Source organism: Streptomyces sp. R41 (assembly GCF_041053055.1).
Taxonomy (GTDB): domain Bacteria; phylum Actinomycetota; class Actinomycetes; order Streptomycetales; family Streptomycetaceae; genus Streptomyces.
Genome location: NZ_CP163443.1, coordinates 8,566,339 through 8,584,208 on the forward strand (window position 1 = coordinate 8,566,339; position 17,870 = coordinate 8,584,208).

11 protein-coding genes are annotated in these 17,870 nt (G+C 70.3%); 6 read left to right on the forward strand and 5 right to left on the reverse strand.

Features of this window, described 5'->3' with window-relative positions:
- Positions 1 to 2,916 (reverse strand): glycoside hydrolase family 48 protein, encoded by a 2,916-nt coding sequence (locus AB5J53_RS38950; protein WP_369250310.1) that lies wholly within the window; start codon positions 2,914 to 2,916, stop codon positions 1 to 3.
- 253 nt (positions 2,917 to 3,169) lie between these two features.
- Between AB5J53_RS38950 and AB5J53_RS38955 the strand changes: the two genes are divergently transcribed.
- Both AB5J53_RS38955 and AB5J53_RS38960 read left to right on the forward strand, forming a co-directional pair.
- Positions 3,170 to 4,645, forward strand: coding sequence for a cellulase family glycosylhydrolase (locus AB5J53_RS38955; RefSeq protein WP_369250311.1), 1,476 nt, complete (start codon positions 3,170 to 3,172; stop codon positions 4,643 to 4,645).
- A gap of 83 nt (positions 4,646 to 4,728) precedes the next feature.
- Positions 4,729 to 6,435: a glycoside hydrolase family 6 protein gene (locus AB5J53_RS38960; RefSeq protein WP_369250312.1), complete on the forward strand. Its 1,707-nt coding sequence runs from the start codon at positions 4,729 to 4,731 to the stop codon at positions 6,433 to 6,435.
- Between the two features lie 23 nt (positions 6,436 to 6,458).
- On the opposite strand, the gene AB5J53_RS38965 is transcribed toward AB5J53_RS38960, so the two are convergent.
- Positions 6,459 to 7,229: a phytanoyl-CoA dioxygenase family protein gene (locus AB5J53_RS38965; RefSeq protein WP_369250313.1), complete on the reverse strand. Its 771-nt coding sequence runs from the start codon at positions 7,227 to 7,229 to the stop codon at positions 6,459 to 6,461.
- 153 nt (positions 7,230 to 7,382) lie between these two features.
- On the opposite strand from AB5J53_RS38965, the gene AB5J53_RS38970 reads away from it, so the two are divergent.
- Positions 7,383 to 8,249 carry a trans-aconitate 2-methyltransferase gene (locus tag AB5J53_RS38970; RefSeq protein ID WP_369250314.1) on the forward strand — a complete coding sequence of 289 codons (867 nt, stop codon included), beginning with the start codon at positions 7,383 to 7,385 and terminating at the stop codon, positions 8,247 to 8,249.
- 31 nt (positions 8,250 to 8,280) lie between these two features.
- On the opposite strand, the gene AB5J53_RS38975 is transcribed toward AB5J53_RS38970, so the two are convergent.
- Positions 8,281 to 9,831 carry a glycosyltransferase family 39 protein gene (locus tag AB5J53_RS38975; protein ID WP_369250315.1) on the reverse strand — a complete coding sequence of 517 codons (1,551 nt, stop codon included), beginning with the start codon at positions 9,829 to 9,831 and terminating at the stop codon, positions 8,281 to 8,283.
- 255 nt (positions 9,832 to 10,086) lie between these two features.
- On the opposite strand from AB5J53_RS38975, the gene AB5J53_RS38980 reads away from it, so the two are divergent.
- Together AB5J53_RS38980 and AB5J53_RS38985 are read left to right on the forward strand one after the other, a co-directional pair.
- Positions 10,087 to 14,124 (forward strand): hypothetical protein, encoded by a 4,038-nt coding sequence (locus tag AB5J53_RS38980; protein ID WP_369250316.1) that lies wholly within the window; start codon positions 10,087 to 10,089, stop codon positions 14,122 to 14,124.
- 96 nt (positions 14,125 to 14,220) lie between these two features.
- On the forward strand, positions 14,221 to 14,922 hold the full coding sequence (locus tag AB5J53_RS38985) for an SDR family oxidoreductase (protein WP_369250317.1): 702 nt from the start codon (positions 14,221 to 14,223) through the stop codon (positions 14,920 to 14,922).
- An 82-nt stretch (positions 14,923 to 15,004) separates the two neighbouring features.
- On the opposite strand, the gene AB5J53_RS38990 is transcribed toward AB5J53_RS38985, so the two are convergent.
- Positions 15,005 to 15,700 carry a glycoside hydrolase family 75 protein gene (locus AB5J53_RS38990; RefSeq protein WP_369250318.1) on the reverse strand — a complete coding sequence of 232 codons (696 nt, stop codon included), beginning with the start codon at positions 15,698 to 15,700 and terminating at the stop codon, positions 15,005 to 15,007.
- A gap of 191 nt (positions 15,701 to 15,891) precedes the next feature.
- Here AB5J53_RS38990 and AB5J53_RS38995 point away from each other — a divergent pair, with 191 nt between their 5' ends.
- The gene (locus AB5J53_RS38995; protein WP_369250319.1) at positions 15,892 to 16,503 is read left to right on the forward strand and encodes an antibiotic biosynthesis monooxygenase; all 612 of its coding nucleotides are present in this window, start codon (positions 15,892 to 15,894) and stop codon (positions 16,501 to 16,503) included.
- Positions 16,504 to 16,782: 279 nt separating this feature from the next.
- Here the strand turns inward: AB5J53_RS38995 and AB5J53_RS39000 are convergent, their stop codons facing one another.
- Complete coding sequence (locus tag AB5J53_RS39000; protein ID WP_369252727.1) at positions 16,783 to 17,574, reverse strand: aldo/keto reductase; 792 nt, start codon at positions 17,572 to 17,574, stop codon at positions 16,783 to 16,785.
- Positions 17,575 to 17,870: the final 296 nt, after the last annotated feature.

The window sequence follows — 17,870 nt, forward strand, 5'->3', positions numbered from 1 at the left end:
CTATTCGAGGAGCTCCGCGTACGAGCCCATGGCGAGGGCTATGTCCGCCTGGGCCCAGAACCGGTGGTACGTGAAGGAGGGCGCGGCCCCGCCCGCCAGATAGCTCTCGATCTTCGACCAGGCCGGGTCGTTCTTGTAGAAGGACCGGAGCGAGGCGAAGGTCGAGGAGGAGTTGATCGTGTCGCCGTTCGGCATCTTGCCGCTCCAGCCGCTCGGCACGTACACGCTGTCGTCGAAGCGGTTGTAGTCGGCGCGGGTCTCCGGGACGGCGATGCCCAGGCCGTCCTGGTAGTTGCTCCACATGCCGTCGAGCAGCGCCTTCGCCGTGGTCTTTGCCTGGGTGTTGCCGGACTTGGCGGCGTAGTACGACAGCGTCTTGGCGTACGCGGCCGCCACGCCCACGTCGTTCGTGTAGTCAGCGACCGTGACGTGAAGTCCGCTGTTGGCGCCGGGACTCGATGCGTTCCAGGTGTCGGGCGCACCCGACCACTGAAGGGTTGACGGGATCTGGTAGGTGCCGTCCGGGTTGATCGTGGTCTTGGACAGCGCCCAGGAGACCCACTTGTCGAGGACCGCCTTCGCGCTCGCGTTCCCCGTCTGCTGGTAGTACTCGGCGACCCGCTCCATGGACCACGCCTGGAAGCCGAACCACTGGTTGGAGGGCGGGTCGTGGTAGACCGGCTGCTGGTCGTAGTACATGCCGTAGAAGGTCGGCGTCCCGGTGGGCGGCGTCGCGTAACGGCCCGCCCAGCTATTGGTCGCACCGCCCGCGATGGCGCCCTCGTTCGACTGGAGCCAGCGGTAGAACTCCAGCTGCCGGGTCAGCGACGTGCCCCAATCCGCCGCCCCTGTCGACGACTTGGGCTTCAGATCGGCGTTCGAGCTGAGCGCGTACGCGGCCAGGGGGTTCTGGTAGCCGCCGTGGACGTGGCTGGAGCCGATGCGCCAGGCCCAGCCCGCGGAGGTGTCGTTGGCGCCACCCCAGGCGTAGTACCAGGACAGCAAATAGTGCGAGGCATCCTTGCCGGTGCCCGCCGAACAGGTCGAAGGACCGACGCAGTTGCCGATCTTCTTGAAGTACTTGTCGTACATGGCGTAGCGCAGATAGTCGCCCATCTTCGCCGCCTTGCCGACGGTCGCCGACACATCGCTGCCCCTGCCCTGCGCCTTGGCCCAGACATCGGCCCAGTACGCGGCCTGCACCGCCCGCGCGTCGGCGTCGGGAGCGTCGGTGTACTTCCACTGCTTGGCGTACGAGGAGTCGCCCGTGAAGAGGTCCAGGTACCCGTTGGTGCCGCCGTACTTGAAGGCGTCACAGGTCGGCTGCGGCACCGTCTCCCATACCGACTCCTGCACTCCGCGCTGGAAGGTGTTGATGTACGAAGGGCCGGTCGCGGTCGGTCCGGCCTCGCACTTGCCGGGCTCGTCGCCGTAGCCGTAGACGTTGTCGACGTCCTGCAGCCAGTGCATGCCGTAGACGTCGTCCGTGCCGTACGCGCTCTTCAGCTCACCCGCGATCGGGTCCGAGCCGACCGAGACGCCGGTGTCGAGCTTCGCCGGGTACTCGTTCGGGGTGTCCAGTTCGGGCGCGTAGGTCGCCGGCTTCGAGGCGTTGTAGAAGGAGTTCGTCGGCTGGTCGGCGTGCGTGGGGATCATGTACGTCTCCATGGTCGCCCACGCGGCGTTGAACTTGGACCAGTCGCCGGTGACCTTCCCGTACATGGCCTGCAGCCAGATCAGATAGCTGTACGCCTCCGACGTCGTCTCGTGCCCCTGGTCCGGCGCCTCGACGATCAGCGTCTCCACCGAGTGGTAGGGGATGCCCTCGGGGGAGAAGTAGCCGTTCGCCGGGTTGGTGATCTTGCCGTAGAGGTCCAGGAAACGGGCGTCGTACGCCTTCGAGGCGGCCAGTTCCGTCACGGTGACCGTGGCCTTGGTGTGGCCGGTCGCGGAGGCCGTGAAGGTCGCCGATCCTGTGCCGGAGGCGTCGGCGGTGATGGTCACGGTCTGCGCCGTGTTCCAGTTGGACGGCGTGAAGGTGAGCGAGGAGCCGCCGGAGACGGACAGGCCGGTGTTGCCGTCCGTACGCGCGGTGGACACGGTCACGTTCGCGCTCGGCTGCGTCGACAGCTTCACGTCGAAGGTGCCCGACTTGCCCTGCTGAATGCCGAGTTGGGTCGGCGAGGCCACAACGGCGGGACCCGAGGCGACCGTGATGCCGACCGGAGTGGAATCCGCCGACGCGCCGAGACTGTCGTAGGCCTTGGCGATCAGCGAATGACTGCCCACGGTCAACCCAGAGGCCGAGAGCGTGTAGGGAGAGCTGGTGTCCGTGCCCAGCAGCGTCGTGTCGTCATAGAACTCGACCTTGCTGATGGTCGCGCTGTCGGCCGCCGCGGCGGTGGCGGCCAGCGGGATCGCGTCGCCCTGGGTGTAGACGGCGCCCGCGGTGGGGCTGGTCAGCACGGTGACCGGCGGCTGGTGTGCGCCCGTGCAGGTCGTGCCGTTGATCGCGAAGGAGGCGGGGGCGGTGTTGGTGCCGCTGTAGGTGAACTGCGCCCCGGTGGATACTGCGGCCCCGGCGGCGATCGTCCCGTTCCAGGAGGCGTTCTTCGCGGTGACCGTCTTGCCGGACTGGGACCAGGTTCCGTTCCAGCCGTTGGTGAGGGTCTGGTTGCCCGTGTAGCCGTAGGTCAGCGTCCAGCCGTCGATGGCGTCCGTACCGCGGTTGGTGATCGTCAGATCCGCGGTGAAGCCGGAGCCCCAGTCATTGGTCTTGTAGTCGACACTGCACTGAACCGTGGCCGCCTGTGCGGGAGTTGTACCGGTCGCCAGTGTCGCCAGGGGAAGCGCGAGGGCCGCCACGGCAGCGGTCCACAACCGCCGCGCGGTGCGGCGTCTCCTTCTGGGGTGCATGTGCTGGTTCCTCCTTGCGGCTCGGAGAATGGGGGGAGGAGCAACAAGCCTTGAACCAGTGGGAGCGCTCCCATAGTGGAGAGGAGGGTGTGAGGGGTCAAGGTGCTTGAAGAGTCGAAATGATTCGATTGATCAACAGTGCAACACCTCTGTCCTTTACTGACACTTGGCGCTAGCTTCATCCGCACCAGTGGGAGCGATTCCATCAGTCGACGCGTCCGTCACGACGCGCCCGAGCTGCAAGGAGTCGCTCATGCGACACCCCCCGCGTTTGAGTCTTTTAGTGGTCGGTGCCGCGGTCGCCCTCGTGGGAACCGCGATCGCGCCGGTCGTCACGGCTTCAGGAGCCACACCCGCGTGCACGGTGGAGTACTCCGTCACCAGCCAGTGGGACACCGGATTCCAGGGCGCCGTGAACGTCACCAACAACATGTCAGCGGTGAGCAGTTGGAGCCTCACCTTCGACTTCGGACACGGCCAGAAGATCAACCAGGGCTGGAACGCCAAGTGGTCCCAGTCCGGGACGACGGTCACCGCGTCCAACGAGAGCTGGAACGGCTCGTTGGGTTCGGGGAGCAGTGTCAGCGCCGGGTTCCTCGCCTCGTGGTCGGGGAGCAACGCCGTACCGACGGCGTTCAAGCTCAACGGGACCACGTGCAACGTGGATTCCGAGCCGACGCCGACGCCCACGCCCACCGAGCCTCCGTCGGACGGCACGGCACCGGCGCTGCACGTCTCCGGTAACAAGCTCGTGGACGCCGGCGGCAAGACCCGCCGGCTGCTCGGCGTCAACCGCTCCGGCGGCGAGTTCATGTGCGTCCAGGGCCGCGGCATCTTCGACGGCCCCGTCGACGACGCGTCCGTGAAGGCCATCGCCGACTGGAAGGCCAACACCGTCCGCATTCCGCTGAACGAGGAGTGCTGGCTGGGTCTGTCGAACATCGACGCCCAGTACGCGGGCGCCAACTACATAACCGCCGTCAAGGACTTGGTGGCCAAGGTCGTTGCGCACGGCATGACACCGCTCGTCGAGCTGCACTGGTCGTACGGCCAGTACACCGGCAACTCCTCGGGCTGCTCCGACGTGCACGCGAGCTGCCAGAAGCCGATGCCGGACGCCCAGTACACCCCGTCCTTCTGGGCCTCGGTCGCGAGCACCTTCAAGGACGACCCGGCCGTCGCGTTCGACCTGTTCAACGAGCCCTACCCGGACCGCGCGACGTCCACCACCACCCAGGCGTGGACCTGCTGGCGGGACGGCGGAACCTGCCCCGGCATCTCCTACGAGGTCGCGGGAATGCAGGACCTGGTCGACGCGGTACGCGGCACCGGCGCCAAGAACCTGATCCTGGCGGGCGGGCTCGCGTACTCCAACGACCTGAGCCAGTGGCTGACGTACAAGCCCAGTGATCCGACGGGCAATCTCGTCGCCGCGTACCACGTCTACAACTTCAACACCTGTGCCAGTGAGAGCTGCTGGAACTCGACGCTCGCCCCGGTGGCCGCCCAAGTCCCGCTCGTGGCGGGAGAGATCGGCGAGAACACCTGCTCCCACTCCTTCGTCGACACCGCCATGAAGTGGTTCGACGACCGGGGGCTCTCCTACCTCGGCTGGACCTGGAACACCTGGGACTGCTCCTCCGGCCCTTCCCTGATCTCCAACTACGACGGCACTCCCACGTCGTACGGCATCGGGCTGCGCGACCATCTGCGCGCCCTCAACGACTAGTCCTCAAGGGCTGGTCCTCAACGGTCGGTCCTCGACGGCCGGTCCTCAACAGATTGTCCTCAACCGATGGGAAACCCGCACTCATGAGCCGTACCAGAACAGCGTTACTCGCAACGCTCTTGATGATCGCCGGTGGCACGGGCACCGCCGTCGCGGTCGTCCCCGCGGATGTCGGCACGGCCACCGTCCCCTGCACCGTCGACTACAAGGTGCAGAACCAGTGGGACACCGGCTTCACCGCCGCCGTCACGGTAACCAACAACGCGGCCGCCAAGAGCAGTTGGGCGGTGAAGTGGTCGTACGCCGGAAACCAGAAGGTGACCAGCGGCTGGAACGCCAAGATCACCCAGAGCGGGACGGGAGTCACCGCCGCCAACGAGACCTACAACGGCTCGCTGGCGACCGGCGGCTCGGTCAGCTTCGGGTTCAACGCCTCGTACAGCGGGACCAACGCGTTGCCGACCACGTTCACGCTCGACGGGGTGACGTGCAACGTCGATGACGGCGGCACCGACCCGGACCCGGATCCGGACCCGTCGGGCAAGGTCGACAACCCCTACGCCGGTGCCAAGGTGTACGTGAACCCCGAGTGGTCCGCGAAGGCCGCGGCCGAGACCGGAGGCAGCCGGATCTCCAACCAGCCCACCGGTGTCTGGCTCGACCGGATCGCCGCGATCAACGGCGTGAACGGCGGCATGGGCCTGCGCGCCCACCTCGACGCGGCGCTCGCACAGAAGGGCAGCGGCGAAGAGGTCGTCCAGCTCGTCGTCTACGACCTTCCCGGACGGGACTGCGCGGCCCTCGCCTCCAACGGTGAGCTCGGCCCGACGGAGATCGACAAGTACAAGACACAGTTCATCGACCCGATCGCGGCGATCCTCGCGGACAGCAAGTACGCCTCGCTCCGCATCGTCACGACCATCGAGATCGACTCGCTGCCGAACCTCGTCACCAACACCGGCAGCCGCGCCACCGCCACGCCCGCGTGCGACACGATGCTCGCCAATGGCAACTACGTGAAGGGCGTCGGCTACGCCCTGGCCAAGCTCGGCGCGATCCCCAACGTCTACAACTACATCGACGCCGGACACCACGGCTGGCTTGGCTGGGACGACAACTTCGCTCCCTCGGCCACCCTGTTCAAGCAGGCCGCGACGAGCGAGGGCGCGACGGTCGACGACGTCCACGGGTTCATCACCAACACGGCGAACTACAGCGCCCTCAAGGAGAACAACTTCACCATCAACGACGCGGTGAACGGCACCTCCGTGCGCCAGTCCAAGTGGGTCGACTGGAACCGCTACGTCGACGAGCTGTCCTACGCCCAGGCCTTCCGCAACCAGCTCGTATCGGTCGGCTTCAACTCCGGCATCGGCATGCTGGTCGACACGTCCAGGAACGGCTGGGGCGGTACGGCGCGGCCCACCGGTCCCGGCGCGACGACCAGCGTCGACACCTACATCGACGGCGGCCGCTACGACCGCCGCATCCACGTCGGCAACTGGTGCAACCAGTCCGGCGCCGGTCTCGGCGAGCGTCCGCAGGCGGCCCCGGCTGCCGGCATCGACGCCTATGTGTGGATGAAGCCCCCGGGCGAGTCCGACGGCTCCAGCTCGGCGATCCCGAACGACGAGGGCAAGGGCTTCGACCGGATGTGCGACCCGACGTACACGGGCAACGCCCGCAACGGCAACAACCTGTCGGGCGCGCTGCCGAACGCTCCGCTGTCCGGGCACTGGTTCTCCGCCCAGTTCCAGCAGCTCATGACGAACGCGTACCCGCCGCTGTAGCGGCCTGAGGCGATCCGCCGGGGTCAGGCCTGCCGGGCCAGCCCCCGGCGGATCGCGAATTCCACCGCCGAGTAGTCGGCGTCGGCCCGCTCCAGCTCGTACGGCACCGCCGGGTACAGCGGCGGCTGCGCCATGAAGCGGGGTCGGGTGCCGTGGTGCGGCTGCGCCGCGTGCACCAGGAAGGGGTGACACAGGTATACGTCGCCGGGGCGGCCGGTGGCGTACGCGAGCGGGCGGTGCGCCGAGGCCTCGACCAGCTTGGGGGCGATGTCCAGGCCGGAGACCCCCTCTTCGCCGTACGGCTCCAGGAGCGGCGGCACGTCCAGGTGCGAGCCGACGCGGATCCGGGTGGGGGCGTCCTGAGGGCCCACCTCGCTGAAGAGAAAGAGCATCAGCAGGGCGCGGCCCTTGGACCTGAGGTTTGTGAAGTACCAGCTCTCGCCCTCGGGCAGATAGCTCCCCTCGATGTGCCAGCCGGCGTCGTCCGGCTCCTCCTCGTGCGGGAAGCGCAGCGGAAAGCTGCCCAGTGAGTAGCGCGGCTCCCAGCGACCCTCGCCGAGCAGCAGGTCGAACGCCTCGTGCAGGGCGGGGGAGTTGGCCGCCGCGGCGAACGGGCCCTGGGCCATGCCGGAGACCCAGTGCACCGGCTCGGCCCAGGTCGCCGGATCGTGCGGGTCGTAGCCCGTCTCTTCCCACAGCAGCCGTGCGCAGTCCTCGGCGACGCGCGGGGGGAAGGCGCCCTCGATCTTCACGAAGCCGTCCTCGAGGAAACGCTCCACCATCTCGTCGTCCATGGGGCCATGCTCGGGGACCGGTCCGCGCGGGCGCATCCGGTTTTTCTGCGGGCTTTGTGCTCGCCCCCTTTTTTGCTGTTTGCGCAACACGACTGGCCGTTTCCGGGAGTGGCGGAGCAGGCTGTCGGCATCCCGGACGAGAGGCTCGGAACCATGGCACACCACCACCACGACCACACACAGATCGACTTCACCGAGTGGCTGCCCCTGCTGGAGCAGGAGGCCGAACTGTTCACCCCGCTGTACTCCGAGGCGGCGGCCTGGATCCGGGAGCGGCGGCCGGATCCCGAGATGATCGTGGACGCGGGCAGCGGCCCCGGCGTGATCTCCTGTCTCCTCGCGGACACCTTCCCGCAAGCGAGGGTCGTCGCCGTGGACGGCGCGGAACCTCTCCTGGAACGGGCCCGCGCCCGTGCGGACCGGCTCGGCGTCGCCGACCGCTTCAGCACCGTGGAGGCCGAACTCGCCGACGGGCTCGGTGACTTGGAGTACCCGGCGGACCTGCTGTGGGCCAGCAGGTCGCTGCACCACGTCGGCGACCAGCGAGCCGCGCTCGCCGGATTCGTGCGCGGCCTCGCGCCCGGCGGCACCCTCGCCCTCCTGGAGGGCGGCCTGCCCACGCGCTTCCTGCCGCGCGACATCGGCATCGGCCGCCCCGGTCTGCAGTCCCGGATCGACGCGGTACACGACGAGTGGTTCACACGGATGCGGGCCGAGTTGCCCGGAGCGGTGGCCGAGACGGAGGACTGGCCCGCCCTGCTGACCGCCGTGGGCCTGCGCCACACCGCGACCCGCACCTTCCTCCTCGACCTCCCGGCCCCGCTGTGGGACGAGGCCCGCGCCTTCGTCGTCACCTCCCTCACCCACCGCCGGGACGGCCTGGCCGAGGGCCTCGACGCGGACGACCTCGCCACCCTCGACCGGCTCCTCGACCCGGACGACAAGGCGAGCGTGCACCATCGTCCGGACGTCTTCCTGCTGACGGCGCAGACGGTGTACCTCGGCGTGAAGCCGGAGTAGGCCGCTGCCCGGAGTAGCCGCCCGCTGCCGGTCAGCACTCGCCCGGGTGCGCGTACACGGTGACCCGCGCACCCCGCACCTGCCGCGTGCCACACTCCTCGAAGTACTCCGCCAGGACCCGCCGTTTGACGATCTCCTGCGGTGTCCGGTCGAGAGGCTGCCCCGCGGGATCGCGCAAGGCGACCACCCGGGGCGTGGCGAGCATCCGCGCGCGGATGACGGTCGCCGGAACCTCCGTGCCGTACAAGGTGTGGGAGGCGACCGGACCGCGCTCCAGGGCCAGATCGCGCAGCCCGCGCACCGATCCCGGGTCGGGCAGTGACCACACGCGGCGCCGCGCCGGCATGTAGAGCACCCCGTCGCCCCGGTCACCGGCCTCCGCGACGGCCCGGGCCACGGCGGTGACGTCGTCGGTCCGGCTCTCGGGCGTGCGCAGCTGCAGCGTGACGGGAAGCAGCGCGAGGACGGCGGCGCCCGCGCCGGCCAGCGCCAGGGTGCGGGTCCGTCCGGCGGTCCGTATGAGCCGGTCCAACGCGGCGCCGACCAGGAGAGCGGTGCCGGCCTGGCCGTAGAGCACGTAACGGTCCACGTACAGGGGTTTGACCAGCGAGACCAGCAGGAGCAGGAGGGAGGGGAGGAGGAGAAGGCCGAGCGCCAGGGCGGGGAGTCGGGGGTGGGATGCGGTGCTGGTCCCGAGGAGGGGGCGCCGGGGGCCGAGTGGGGGCAGCGGGGTGTCGCGCGCGGGTGCCGACGGGTGGGTGTCGGGTGCGGTGGTGTGCGTGAGTGCTGACGGGTGGGTGTCGGGTGCGGTGCCGTTCGCGGGTGCCGGCTGCCGGAATCCGTGTGCGGCGCCGAGCCCGAGTACGCGTGCGCAGGCCGCCCCCAATACGGCCAGTCCCGCGAAGCCGAGGTAGGCGCCGGTACCAGGACCCCCGATCCAGGACACCTGGTCCGACTGACGCAGGCTCAGCGTGCCGAGCGGTGCCATCGCGACGAGGACCGTCACCGCCGCCCGGGCCCATCCCCGGCGGGCGCCGCGCGGCACGGCCGGCGCGTGCGCGGCCAACGCCAGTACGGCGAACTCGTGCAGCAGACAGGCCGCCAACAGCACCGCGCCGTACGCGGCCCAGGCCCGGGCGCTGCCTCGGCTCCCCACGGCCCGCACCAGCAAATACGTCGCCCACACGACCAGAGCGCACACGAGCGCGTACGACCGGCCCTCCTGCCCGTAGCGCTGCACCTGCGGCAGCACCGCGAAGACGGTCCCCGCCAGGAGACCGGCGCGGGGCCCGGCCAGCCGGCGCCCGAGCAGGGCCACCGTCCCGGTCGCCGCGGCCGTGGCGAGGACAGACGGGAGCCGGAGCACCAGGAGGGGATCAAGCCCGCCGCAGACCTCGAACAGGGCGTGCATGAAGAGGTAGTACAGGCCGTGCACGGCGTCGGCACCGGCGAGCGTCGACCACAGGTCGGGCAGGCTGCGCCGGGCCATGTCGTACGTCACCGCCTCGTCCCGCCACATGCTGCCGTCGCGCCGCACGCCCCACAGCCCGAGCACGAGCGAGACAAGGGCGGGGGCGAACACCGGCACCGGGGTGCCTGGGACGCGCGGTGGCAACCGTGCGGGGGCGAACGGTGGTCTGGAAGTCTGTGTGGTGGCGATGGTCGGCTCCGGTGCGTGGCGAAACCTCGCGGTCCCCGCTGACGGGGCCCCGAGGACGTACACCACCGAGTCCAGACGCCGGTCGATTGATGGGCAGCCCCGTTGCGCCGCACCTATCAATCCAGGTGGGAGCGGGTTTCGGCGGATCGGGCCGACGCGAGCAGGGGGGAGTCACGAGTGGGACGCCGTGAGAAGCCGGTGGACCCGGCCGAGGGCGCGGTGCCGCGTTTCGCGTACGAGCTGCGCAAGCTCCGCGACGGCGCGGGCACCCCGACCTATCGCGCGATGGCGCAACGCACCGGCTACTCGGGGCCCACCCTGTCCGCCGCCGCGGCGGGCGAACGGCCGCCCACGCTGCCCGTGCTCCTGGCGTACGTCACCGCGTGCGGAGGCGACACCGCCGAGTGGGAGCGGCTCTGGCGCGAGACCCTCGGGGCGGAGGCCGGCACGCGTGCGCCGGACGACGCCGACAGCCCCTACCCCGGGCTCGCCCGCTTCGAGCCCGCCGACCGGGACCGGTTCCACGGCCGCGACGACCTGATCGCCGAACTCCTCGAACTCTGCGCCCGCAGAAGGATATCGGCGGTCGTCGGCGCTTCCGGCAGCGGAAAGTCGTCCCTCTTGAGGGCCGGTCTGATTCCCGCACTGCGGGAGAGGACCGCGGAGGGGCGAGCGGCGCCGAGCACCCGGGGGGATATTTCAGCCGCCGTGCGGGAGAGGCACGCCCCGGGTGCGTTGCGGGACCGCGATACGCCGCCCACGGCGCGGACGACCGACATGCCCGACAGCACACGCGATCCGTCGCCGCCCCTGCGCGTCGCACCCGCCACCGCACCGACACGCGACCTGCCCGGCGCGGCGCGCAAGCCATGGGCCGGGGCACCCGCCGCCGTGCCGGGGGGCGACCTGCCCGGCGTGGCGCTCAACCCGCCGGTCACGGCACCCGTTGCCGCACCCCGCGACCTGCCCGACGTGCCGCGGCCCCCGTCGGTCACGGCATCAGCCCCACCCGTTGCCGCACCGCGCGACGTGCCTGATGTGCCGCGGCCCCCGTCGGTCACGGCATCAGCCGCACCCGTTGCCGCACCGCGCGACGTGCCTGATGTGCCGCGGCCCCCGTCGGTCACGGCATCAGCCGCACTCGCCGCCGCACAGCGCGACCTGTCCGGCGCGGCGCGCCCCCCGTCCGCCGCCGCCCCCGGAGCGCCCGCCACCGATCCGCCGAGCCCCAGCCCCGCGCCGCCCGCCGCCATCCGCATCCTCACACCCGGAGCGCACCCCCGTACCCACGCCGACCTGTTCACCCCGCACGACGCGCCCGGCGACACCCTGCTCGTCATCGACCAGTTCGAGGAGGTCTTCGCGCTCTGCACCGACTCCGCCGAACGGGCCCTGTTCATCGAGCGGTTGCTCACGGCGTTGGACCCGGACAGCCGGCTGCGGGTGATCATCGGTGTCCGGGCCGACTTCTACGGGCGGTGTGCCGAACACGGCCGACTGGCCGAGGCTCTGCGCGACTCGACCCTGCTGGTCGGGCCGATGACCGCCCAGCGGCTGCGCGAGGCGGTCGTCCGGCCGGCCGCGGCGCGGCGGCTCGTCGTCGAACGTGCCCTGACCGCACGGATCGTGGCGGACGTGGCCGATGAACCCGGCGGTCTGCCGCTGATGGCCCACGCGCTGCGCGAGATCTGGCGGCGCCGCAACGGCCGGACGCTCACCCTCGCCGCGTACGAGTCCGTCGGCGGTGTCGAGGGCGCCGTCGCCCACACGGCGGAAGAGCTGTACGCCCGCTGCACACCTGCCGAAGCCGCGGCGGTACGGGCGTTGCTGCTGCGGCTGGTGAACCCGGGCGACGGTGCCGAGGACACCCGGCGCCCCGTCGACCGTGCCGAACTCGGCTACGACGGGACGACCCCAGAGGTCCTCGAACGGCTCGTCCGCGCCCGGCTGTTGACCGTCGGCGGCGACACCGTCGACCTCGCCCACGAGGCCCTGATCGGCGCCTGGCCCCGGCTGCGCGGCTGGGTGGACGAGGACCGCGAACGGCTGCGGCTGCACCGTCGGCTCACCGAGGCGGCACACACCTGGCGCGAGCTGAACCGGGACGGGGGCGCCCTCTACAGAGGCGTACGACTGACGGCCGCGCAGGAGGAATTCGGGTCCCGGCAGGCCGAGTTGAGCCCACTGGAGCGCGACTTCCTGGCGGCGAGCCTCGCGGCGTACGAGCGCAGCCGTCGGGCCGCCGCCCGTACGACACGCCGGCTGCGGGGCCTGACCGCCGGGCTCGCCGTGCTGCTCTGCCTGGCGGTGGTCGCGGGCGTGGCCGCCTGGCGGCAGAGCGGGGTCAGTGCCCGGCAGCGGGACGAGGCGGAGGCCCGCCGGGTCGCCGCGTTCGCGGACACGCTCCGGGCGACCGACCCGCGCACATCGATGCGCCTCGCCCTGGCGGCCTGGCGGACGGCCGACCTGCCCGAGACCCGCGAGGCGATGCGGCGGGCCGCGGCCCAGAGCGAACAGGACGCCTTCACCCAGCCCGCACAGGTCCGTGCGCTCAACGCGCCGTACTGGCTCAGCACGGACGGCCGGATCCTCACGACCGTCGTGCGGGACCGCGCCGTCCAGTGGGACGTACGCCGACACCGGCAACTGCGCGCTGTCGCCGTGCCCGGCCTCTCGGAGGGGATCGTCGACGTCAGCTCCGACGCCCACTGGATCGCGTACCGCAACCGGGGTGGCGCGACGGTCAGGAACCTGACGAGCAGGGAGAACCACCGCATCCCGTTCGGAAGTTGGACCGACAGCGACGGGGCGTTCGGGCCGAGTGGTCGTACCTTCGTCGTACGCCGCCTCGACCGCGCCTCGGACGGCAGGCGCGCCACGCTCGAGGTCTGGGACGTACGACGTCAGCGGGTCCTCTTTCGATACGCGCAGGGCGATCCGGACGGACCGCTGCCGGTACTGAGCCCCAACGACCGCTTCCTCGCCTGGTGCACCCACGACGGGGAGCAGCTGCGCATCTGGGACGTCGTCGATCGGCGCCGGGTCGCGACCGAGCCACCCGCGCGGACGCAGCGGCTCCTGTGCCGGTCGGACGAGCCGACGTTCACCCCAGACGACCGCGCTCTGGCCGCGGGAACCGCTGATGGCGTCGTCACCTGGGACTTCCACGCCGACCGCGCACGTCCCCTGCTGCCGATGCCCGGCGAGGGCGTCAACTCAGTGGAGTTCGACCCCACGGGCGCCTACGTCCTCACCTGGAGTTCGACCGGCCTGGCACTGTGGCGTTCGGACAGCCCGGACCCGGCGGACGGCGGGCCACGCCGGCCGCTCGTCACGTTCCCCGTCGACACCCCCGCCGTCACCGACATCCGGCTCGACCCGCGCGAGGGTGTGCTGCGCTATCGCGAAGGCTCCCAGGCAGGAGTTGTACGCACCCTCTCGCTGCACGGGCTCATCGGTCCGGCGTGGCGGAAGAAGGCGCAGACCGCCGCCGCCTTCGACGTCGCCGGGGAGCCGGTCGAACCCGCGGTGCGGCCCGCGGTGAGGGCCGTGGCCGCCGACGGCACGGTGCACACCGCCGTCAACACCCGCTACGGGATCCGCGTCACGCGTCAGGGCCCGCACCCCGGCTCCCACGTCATCGGAAAGCGGACCGAAGGCCCCGCCGCGATCGACCCGGCCGGGCGTACGGTCGTGACCCTCGAAGGAGTCCTGATCGACGTCGCGACGGGCCGGCGCAGGCAGGGATTCGAGGGCGAGGATCTCCTGCCCGCCGCGGCCTTCAGCCCGGACGGACGCTTCTCGGCCGTCGCTGACATCCAGGGGCGCCTCACCCTGTGGGACGGGGCCGGGCGGCACCGGATCGCCGTCCTGGCAGGCGCCGACTCCACCGTCGAGCGACCCGCCCTGGCTTTCTCGGCCGACGGCTCGCTGCTGGCCGCGAGCCGGGCCGACGGTTCGGTCCGGGTGTGGGAGACGGCGTCACCACGGCTGCAGGGGGCGACCCTGCCGGCCGGTGACGGGCCCGTCCTGGCGGTCGGATTCACCCAGGGCGGGCGGGAGTTGCATGTCGCCACCGCTCATATGCCTCTCCGCTCGATGCAGTTGGCTCCGGGCCGGGCAGCGGCCGAGGTGTGCGCACGGGCGGGCGGCGGGGCGACCCGTGCCGAGTGGAGCAGGTATCTGCCCGACGTTCCCTATCGGCGCACGTGTTGAGACTTCCCGCCCTGACGTCGACTTTTCTGGTCTTGACTTCGAGAGTGCTCCAAGTGATGGACTCCCGGAGTTGACCGGAAACGTATGGGGGTAACCATGACCGACTCGCCTGTCGCGCTCATCACGGGTGGCGGTAGCGGTATCGGCGCCGCGGTCGCGCGGCGACTTCTCGACGCGGGGCACCGGGTCACGGTCACCGGACGGGGTGAGAAGCGGCTGCACGCCTTCGCCGAGGAACTCGGGCGCCCCGAGGGGCTGTTGACGGTCGTCGGGAACGCGGCCGAGTACGACCAGGTGCAGGCGGCCGTCGACGCGACGCTCAAGGAGTTCGGCCGTCTCGACGCCGTCGTCGCCAACGCCGGCTTCGCCACGCACGACACGGTCGCGGACGGCGACCCGGCGGGCTGGTCCGAGATGGTGCTGACCAATGTCCTGGGTCCCGCGCTGCTGATCAGGGCCTCCATCGACGCCCTGAAGGAGACACGCGGCCGGATCGTGCTGGTCGGCAGCGTCGCGGGTCACATCCACACTCCCGGCAACATCTACGGGGCGACGAAGTGGGCCGTGACCGGCCTCGCCGAGAACACCCGCCGTCAGGTCACCGAGTTCGGTGTCGGCGTGACCCTGATCTCCCCCGGCCGCGTGGAGACCCCGTTCTGGGACAGTTACGGCAGCCTGCCGCCGGGCCACCTGCTCACGGCCGATCAGCTCGCCGAGTCGATCGTCTGGGCGATCGGCCAGCCGGAAGGTGTCGACGTGAACACCGTGGTCGTACGCCCGATCGGCCAGCCCGTCTGACGGGTGCCCCGTAAGGGGCGCGGGGAACTGCGCGATCAGCCACGGACGGCACGCAGTTCCCCAACACCCCTCAGCCGACTGCTCAGTTGTTCTGGATGAACTGCTTCGCCAACGAGTCGCCCAGCGACACAGCCGCGCTGTGACTCTCGATCGGCGACACCTGAGAGTTCTTGAACAGGATGTAAGTCACGCCGGAGTCGGTCCCGCCGGTCTCCGGGTCGGGGTCGATGCCGAGCGCCTTCGCGGTGGCGTACGAGGCCTCGCCGATGATCTTCGTGGGTCCGGTGTCACCGACCACCGCGTACTCGACCTTGTTGTTGTAGATGACCGCGACCACGCCGCCGCCCTTGATGCCGGAGCTCGTGTACTTCCAGATGCTGCTGGTGCTCGGTACCACCACATACGGCAGCGAGTCGGCGCGCAGCGGCTTGCCGTCGGACTGGTGGAAGGCGGTGTCGTCCTGGAACCAGGGGTCGGTGTCGCCGTTGCACTTGCTGGTGACCTGGCCGTCGCAGTCGATGTCCATGTCGGCCTTCCAGAACACGGCGCCGTTCTTGCCGCAGACCGGGATGGTGGCCGACGTCTCGTCGTCGGTCTTGTACTTGCCGTTCGAGATCTGCGAACAGGACGTCACCTTGGCGAGCAGGTCGGCCGCGCTGACCGAACCCTCCTGTGCGGAACGGGGGTTGACGGTGCCGGAGGCGTTGGCCGGGAGTAAGGCGGTGGCGAGGAGCGCGGCGCCGGAAGCCGCGGCGAGGGTCAGTGTTCGAGTGCGCACTGTGGGGGACCCTTCTGTTAGGAAACTTTCCTTACCGGGTGCCGTACAAAGTGGCCCCCTTTGCATGACCTCGTCAAGCCCCTGTCGTGAACTCCGGGTTTCTGAGCCGATTGCGACCAGTCCCTTGCGGGAGAAGACTGGTTATATCGAACATTCCGGGTAATGGCCCGGCTTCTGGGAGGCGAGGCGTCATGTTCGTCCGGACTGTGTACGTGACCGGCGATCCCGCGAAGATCGACACGGCGATCAAGTCGTTGAACACCCAGGGGCGGGACCTGCTCGAGGATCGCCCGGGGTATCGCGGATCCGGCATCTTCGTGGACCGGGAGCTCGGCAAACTCCTCGTGGTGAGCTGGTGGGAGTCCGAGGAGGCCAGACGGAACAGCGACGAGGTGCTGCGTGATCGGCGTGCGGCGCTCCTGGAGCCGTTCGCGGCGACGCTGGCGGTCGACAACTACGAGGCGGTGGTCTTCCATCCGGTCCGGCAGCCGCAGGCGGGAGGCGGACTGCGGGTCAGCAGGCTGGAGTTCGACCCCGCGGACGCGGATCTGCTTGCCGACACCTTCCGGACGACGGTGGTCCCCAGGCTGGAGAGCCTCCCGGGGCTGGCCAGGACGTCACTGCTCATCGACCGGGAGCGTGGGCGCGGCCTGGTCGGCGCCCTGTTCACCGACCGTGAGTCCCTGGCCGCGTCCCGCGGCGCCCAGTCGGCGGCCCGGCACGAGGGCGCGGCCAAGGCGCATGTGACCGTGACCGGACTGGAGGAGTTCGAGATCGTCTTCACGGACGTGCGGGGCGGCTGACGCCTACCGCGGCTGACGCCTACCGCGGCTGACGCCTACCGCGCGGGGGCCGGGCGACGACGGGTCGTGTCCCTTACGGGCCAGGCCGGAAGGGTCGTGTTCCGTGCGGGGAGAGGCCGACGGCGGGTCGTCTGACGGAGCGTGTCCCGTATGTGCGCCGACCGACGACGGGTCGGCGCACGTACGCGTCTGCCCCGACGCGAGGCCGGCTCCCGCACGCGTCCGCACTGCCGTGGGAGACCCCGCGGCAGTGCGGCGGACCGTCTGCGGCCGCGGGCCTCAGCCCATGTCGAAGGTCGCCGGGTCCGGACCCAGACGGCGGTCCTCGTTCAGCGCGGTGATCGCCGCGATGTCCTCGGCGTCCAGCGAGAAGTCGAAGACGCTGATGTTCTCCTTGATCCGGGACGGGGTCACGGACTTGGGGATCACGACGTTCCCCAACTGGAGGTGCCAGCGCAGCACGACCTGAGCCGGCGTGCGGCCGTGCTTCTGGGCGATGGCGACGATCGCCGGGACCTCCAGGAGGCCCTTGCCCGAGCCGAGCGGCGACCAGGCCTCGGTCGCGATGCCCTGCTCCGCGTGGTAGTCACGCGCCGCGTGCTGCTGGAGGTGCGGGTGCAGTTCGATCTGGTTGACGGCCGGGATGACGGACGTCGCGCCGATCAGCTTCTCCAGGTGCTCCGGAAGGAAGTTGGAGACGCCGATGGCCTTGGCGCGGCCGTCGGCGTAGAGCTTCTCGAAGGCCTTGTACGTGTCGATGTACTTGCCCCGGGACGGCAGCGGCCAGTGGATCAGATACAGGTCGACGTACTCCAGGCCGAGCTTCTCCAGGGACGCGTCGAAGGCGCGCAGCGTCGAGTCGTACCCCTGGTCGCCGTTCCAGAGCTTGGTGGTGACGAAGAGATCCTTGCGGGCGATGCCGGAGGCGGCGACGGCCTTTCCGGTGCCCACTTCGTTGCCGTAGATCGCAGCGGTGTCGATGCTGCGGTACCCGGCCTCCAGTGCGGTGGCGACCGCCCGCTCCGCCTCGTCGTCCGGCACCTGCCAGACGCCGAAGCCCAGCTGCGGCATCGCGACGCCGTTGTTCAGGATGATCGGGGGGACCTTGCTCACGAGCTCTCGATCCTTCAGTCGTCGGGTGGTACTCCCATGGTCAACGATCACGGGCCGTAATGCATTCCTGACCGGTGGATTCCTCGTGGATTCATGGTGGGGGCCGGGCGTCGGCCCCTGCCCCGAGCGGAGGTTGGCCGGAAATGGATCCGACCTTCTCGGTCCGGACCATTGACCGGATCCCGTCACCCCGCAACTCTGTATCACGTCACTGAACGCTCTCATGAACTCAGTGCACGCATGTGAACGCCAGC

Coding starts and splice junctions, on each gene's coding strand:
- AB5J53_RS38950 (WP_369250310.1), bottom strand. CDS start 2,916: ATGCACCCCAGAAGGAGACGCCGCACCGCGCGGCGGTTGTGGACCGCT.
- AB5J53_RS38955 (WP_369250311.1), top strand. CDS start 3,170: ATGCGACACCCCCCGCGTTTGAGTCTTTTAGTGGTCGGTGCCGCGGTC.
- AB5J53_RS38960 (WP_369250312.1), top strand. CDS start 4,729: ATGAGCCGTACCAGAACAGCGTTACTCGCAACGCTCTTGATGATCGCC.
- AB5J53_RS38965 (WP_369250313.1), bottom strand. CDS start 7,229: ATGGACGACGAGATGGTGGAGCGTTTCCTCGAGGACGGCTTCGTGAAG.
- AB5J53_RS38970 (WP_369250314.1), top strand. CDS start 7,383: ATGGCACACCACCACCACGACCACACACAGATCGACTTCACCGAGTGG.
- AB5J53_RS38985 (WP_369250317.1), top strand. CDS start 14,221: ATGACCGACTCGCCTGTCGCGCTCATCACGGGTGGCGGTAGCGGTATC.
- AB5J53_RS38995 (WP_369250319.1), top strand. CDS start 15,892: ATGTTCGTCCGGACTGTGTACGTGACCGGCGATCCCGCGAAGATCGAC.
- AB5J53_RS39000 (WP_369252727.1), bottom strand. CDS start 17,574: ATGCCGCAGCTGGGCTTCGGCGTCTGGCAGGTGCCGGACGACGAGGCG.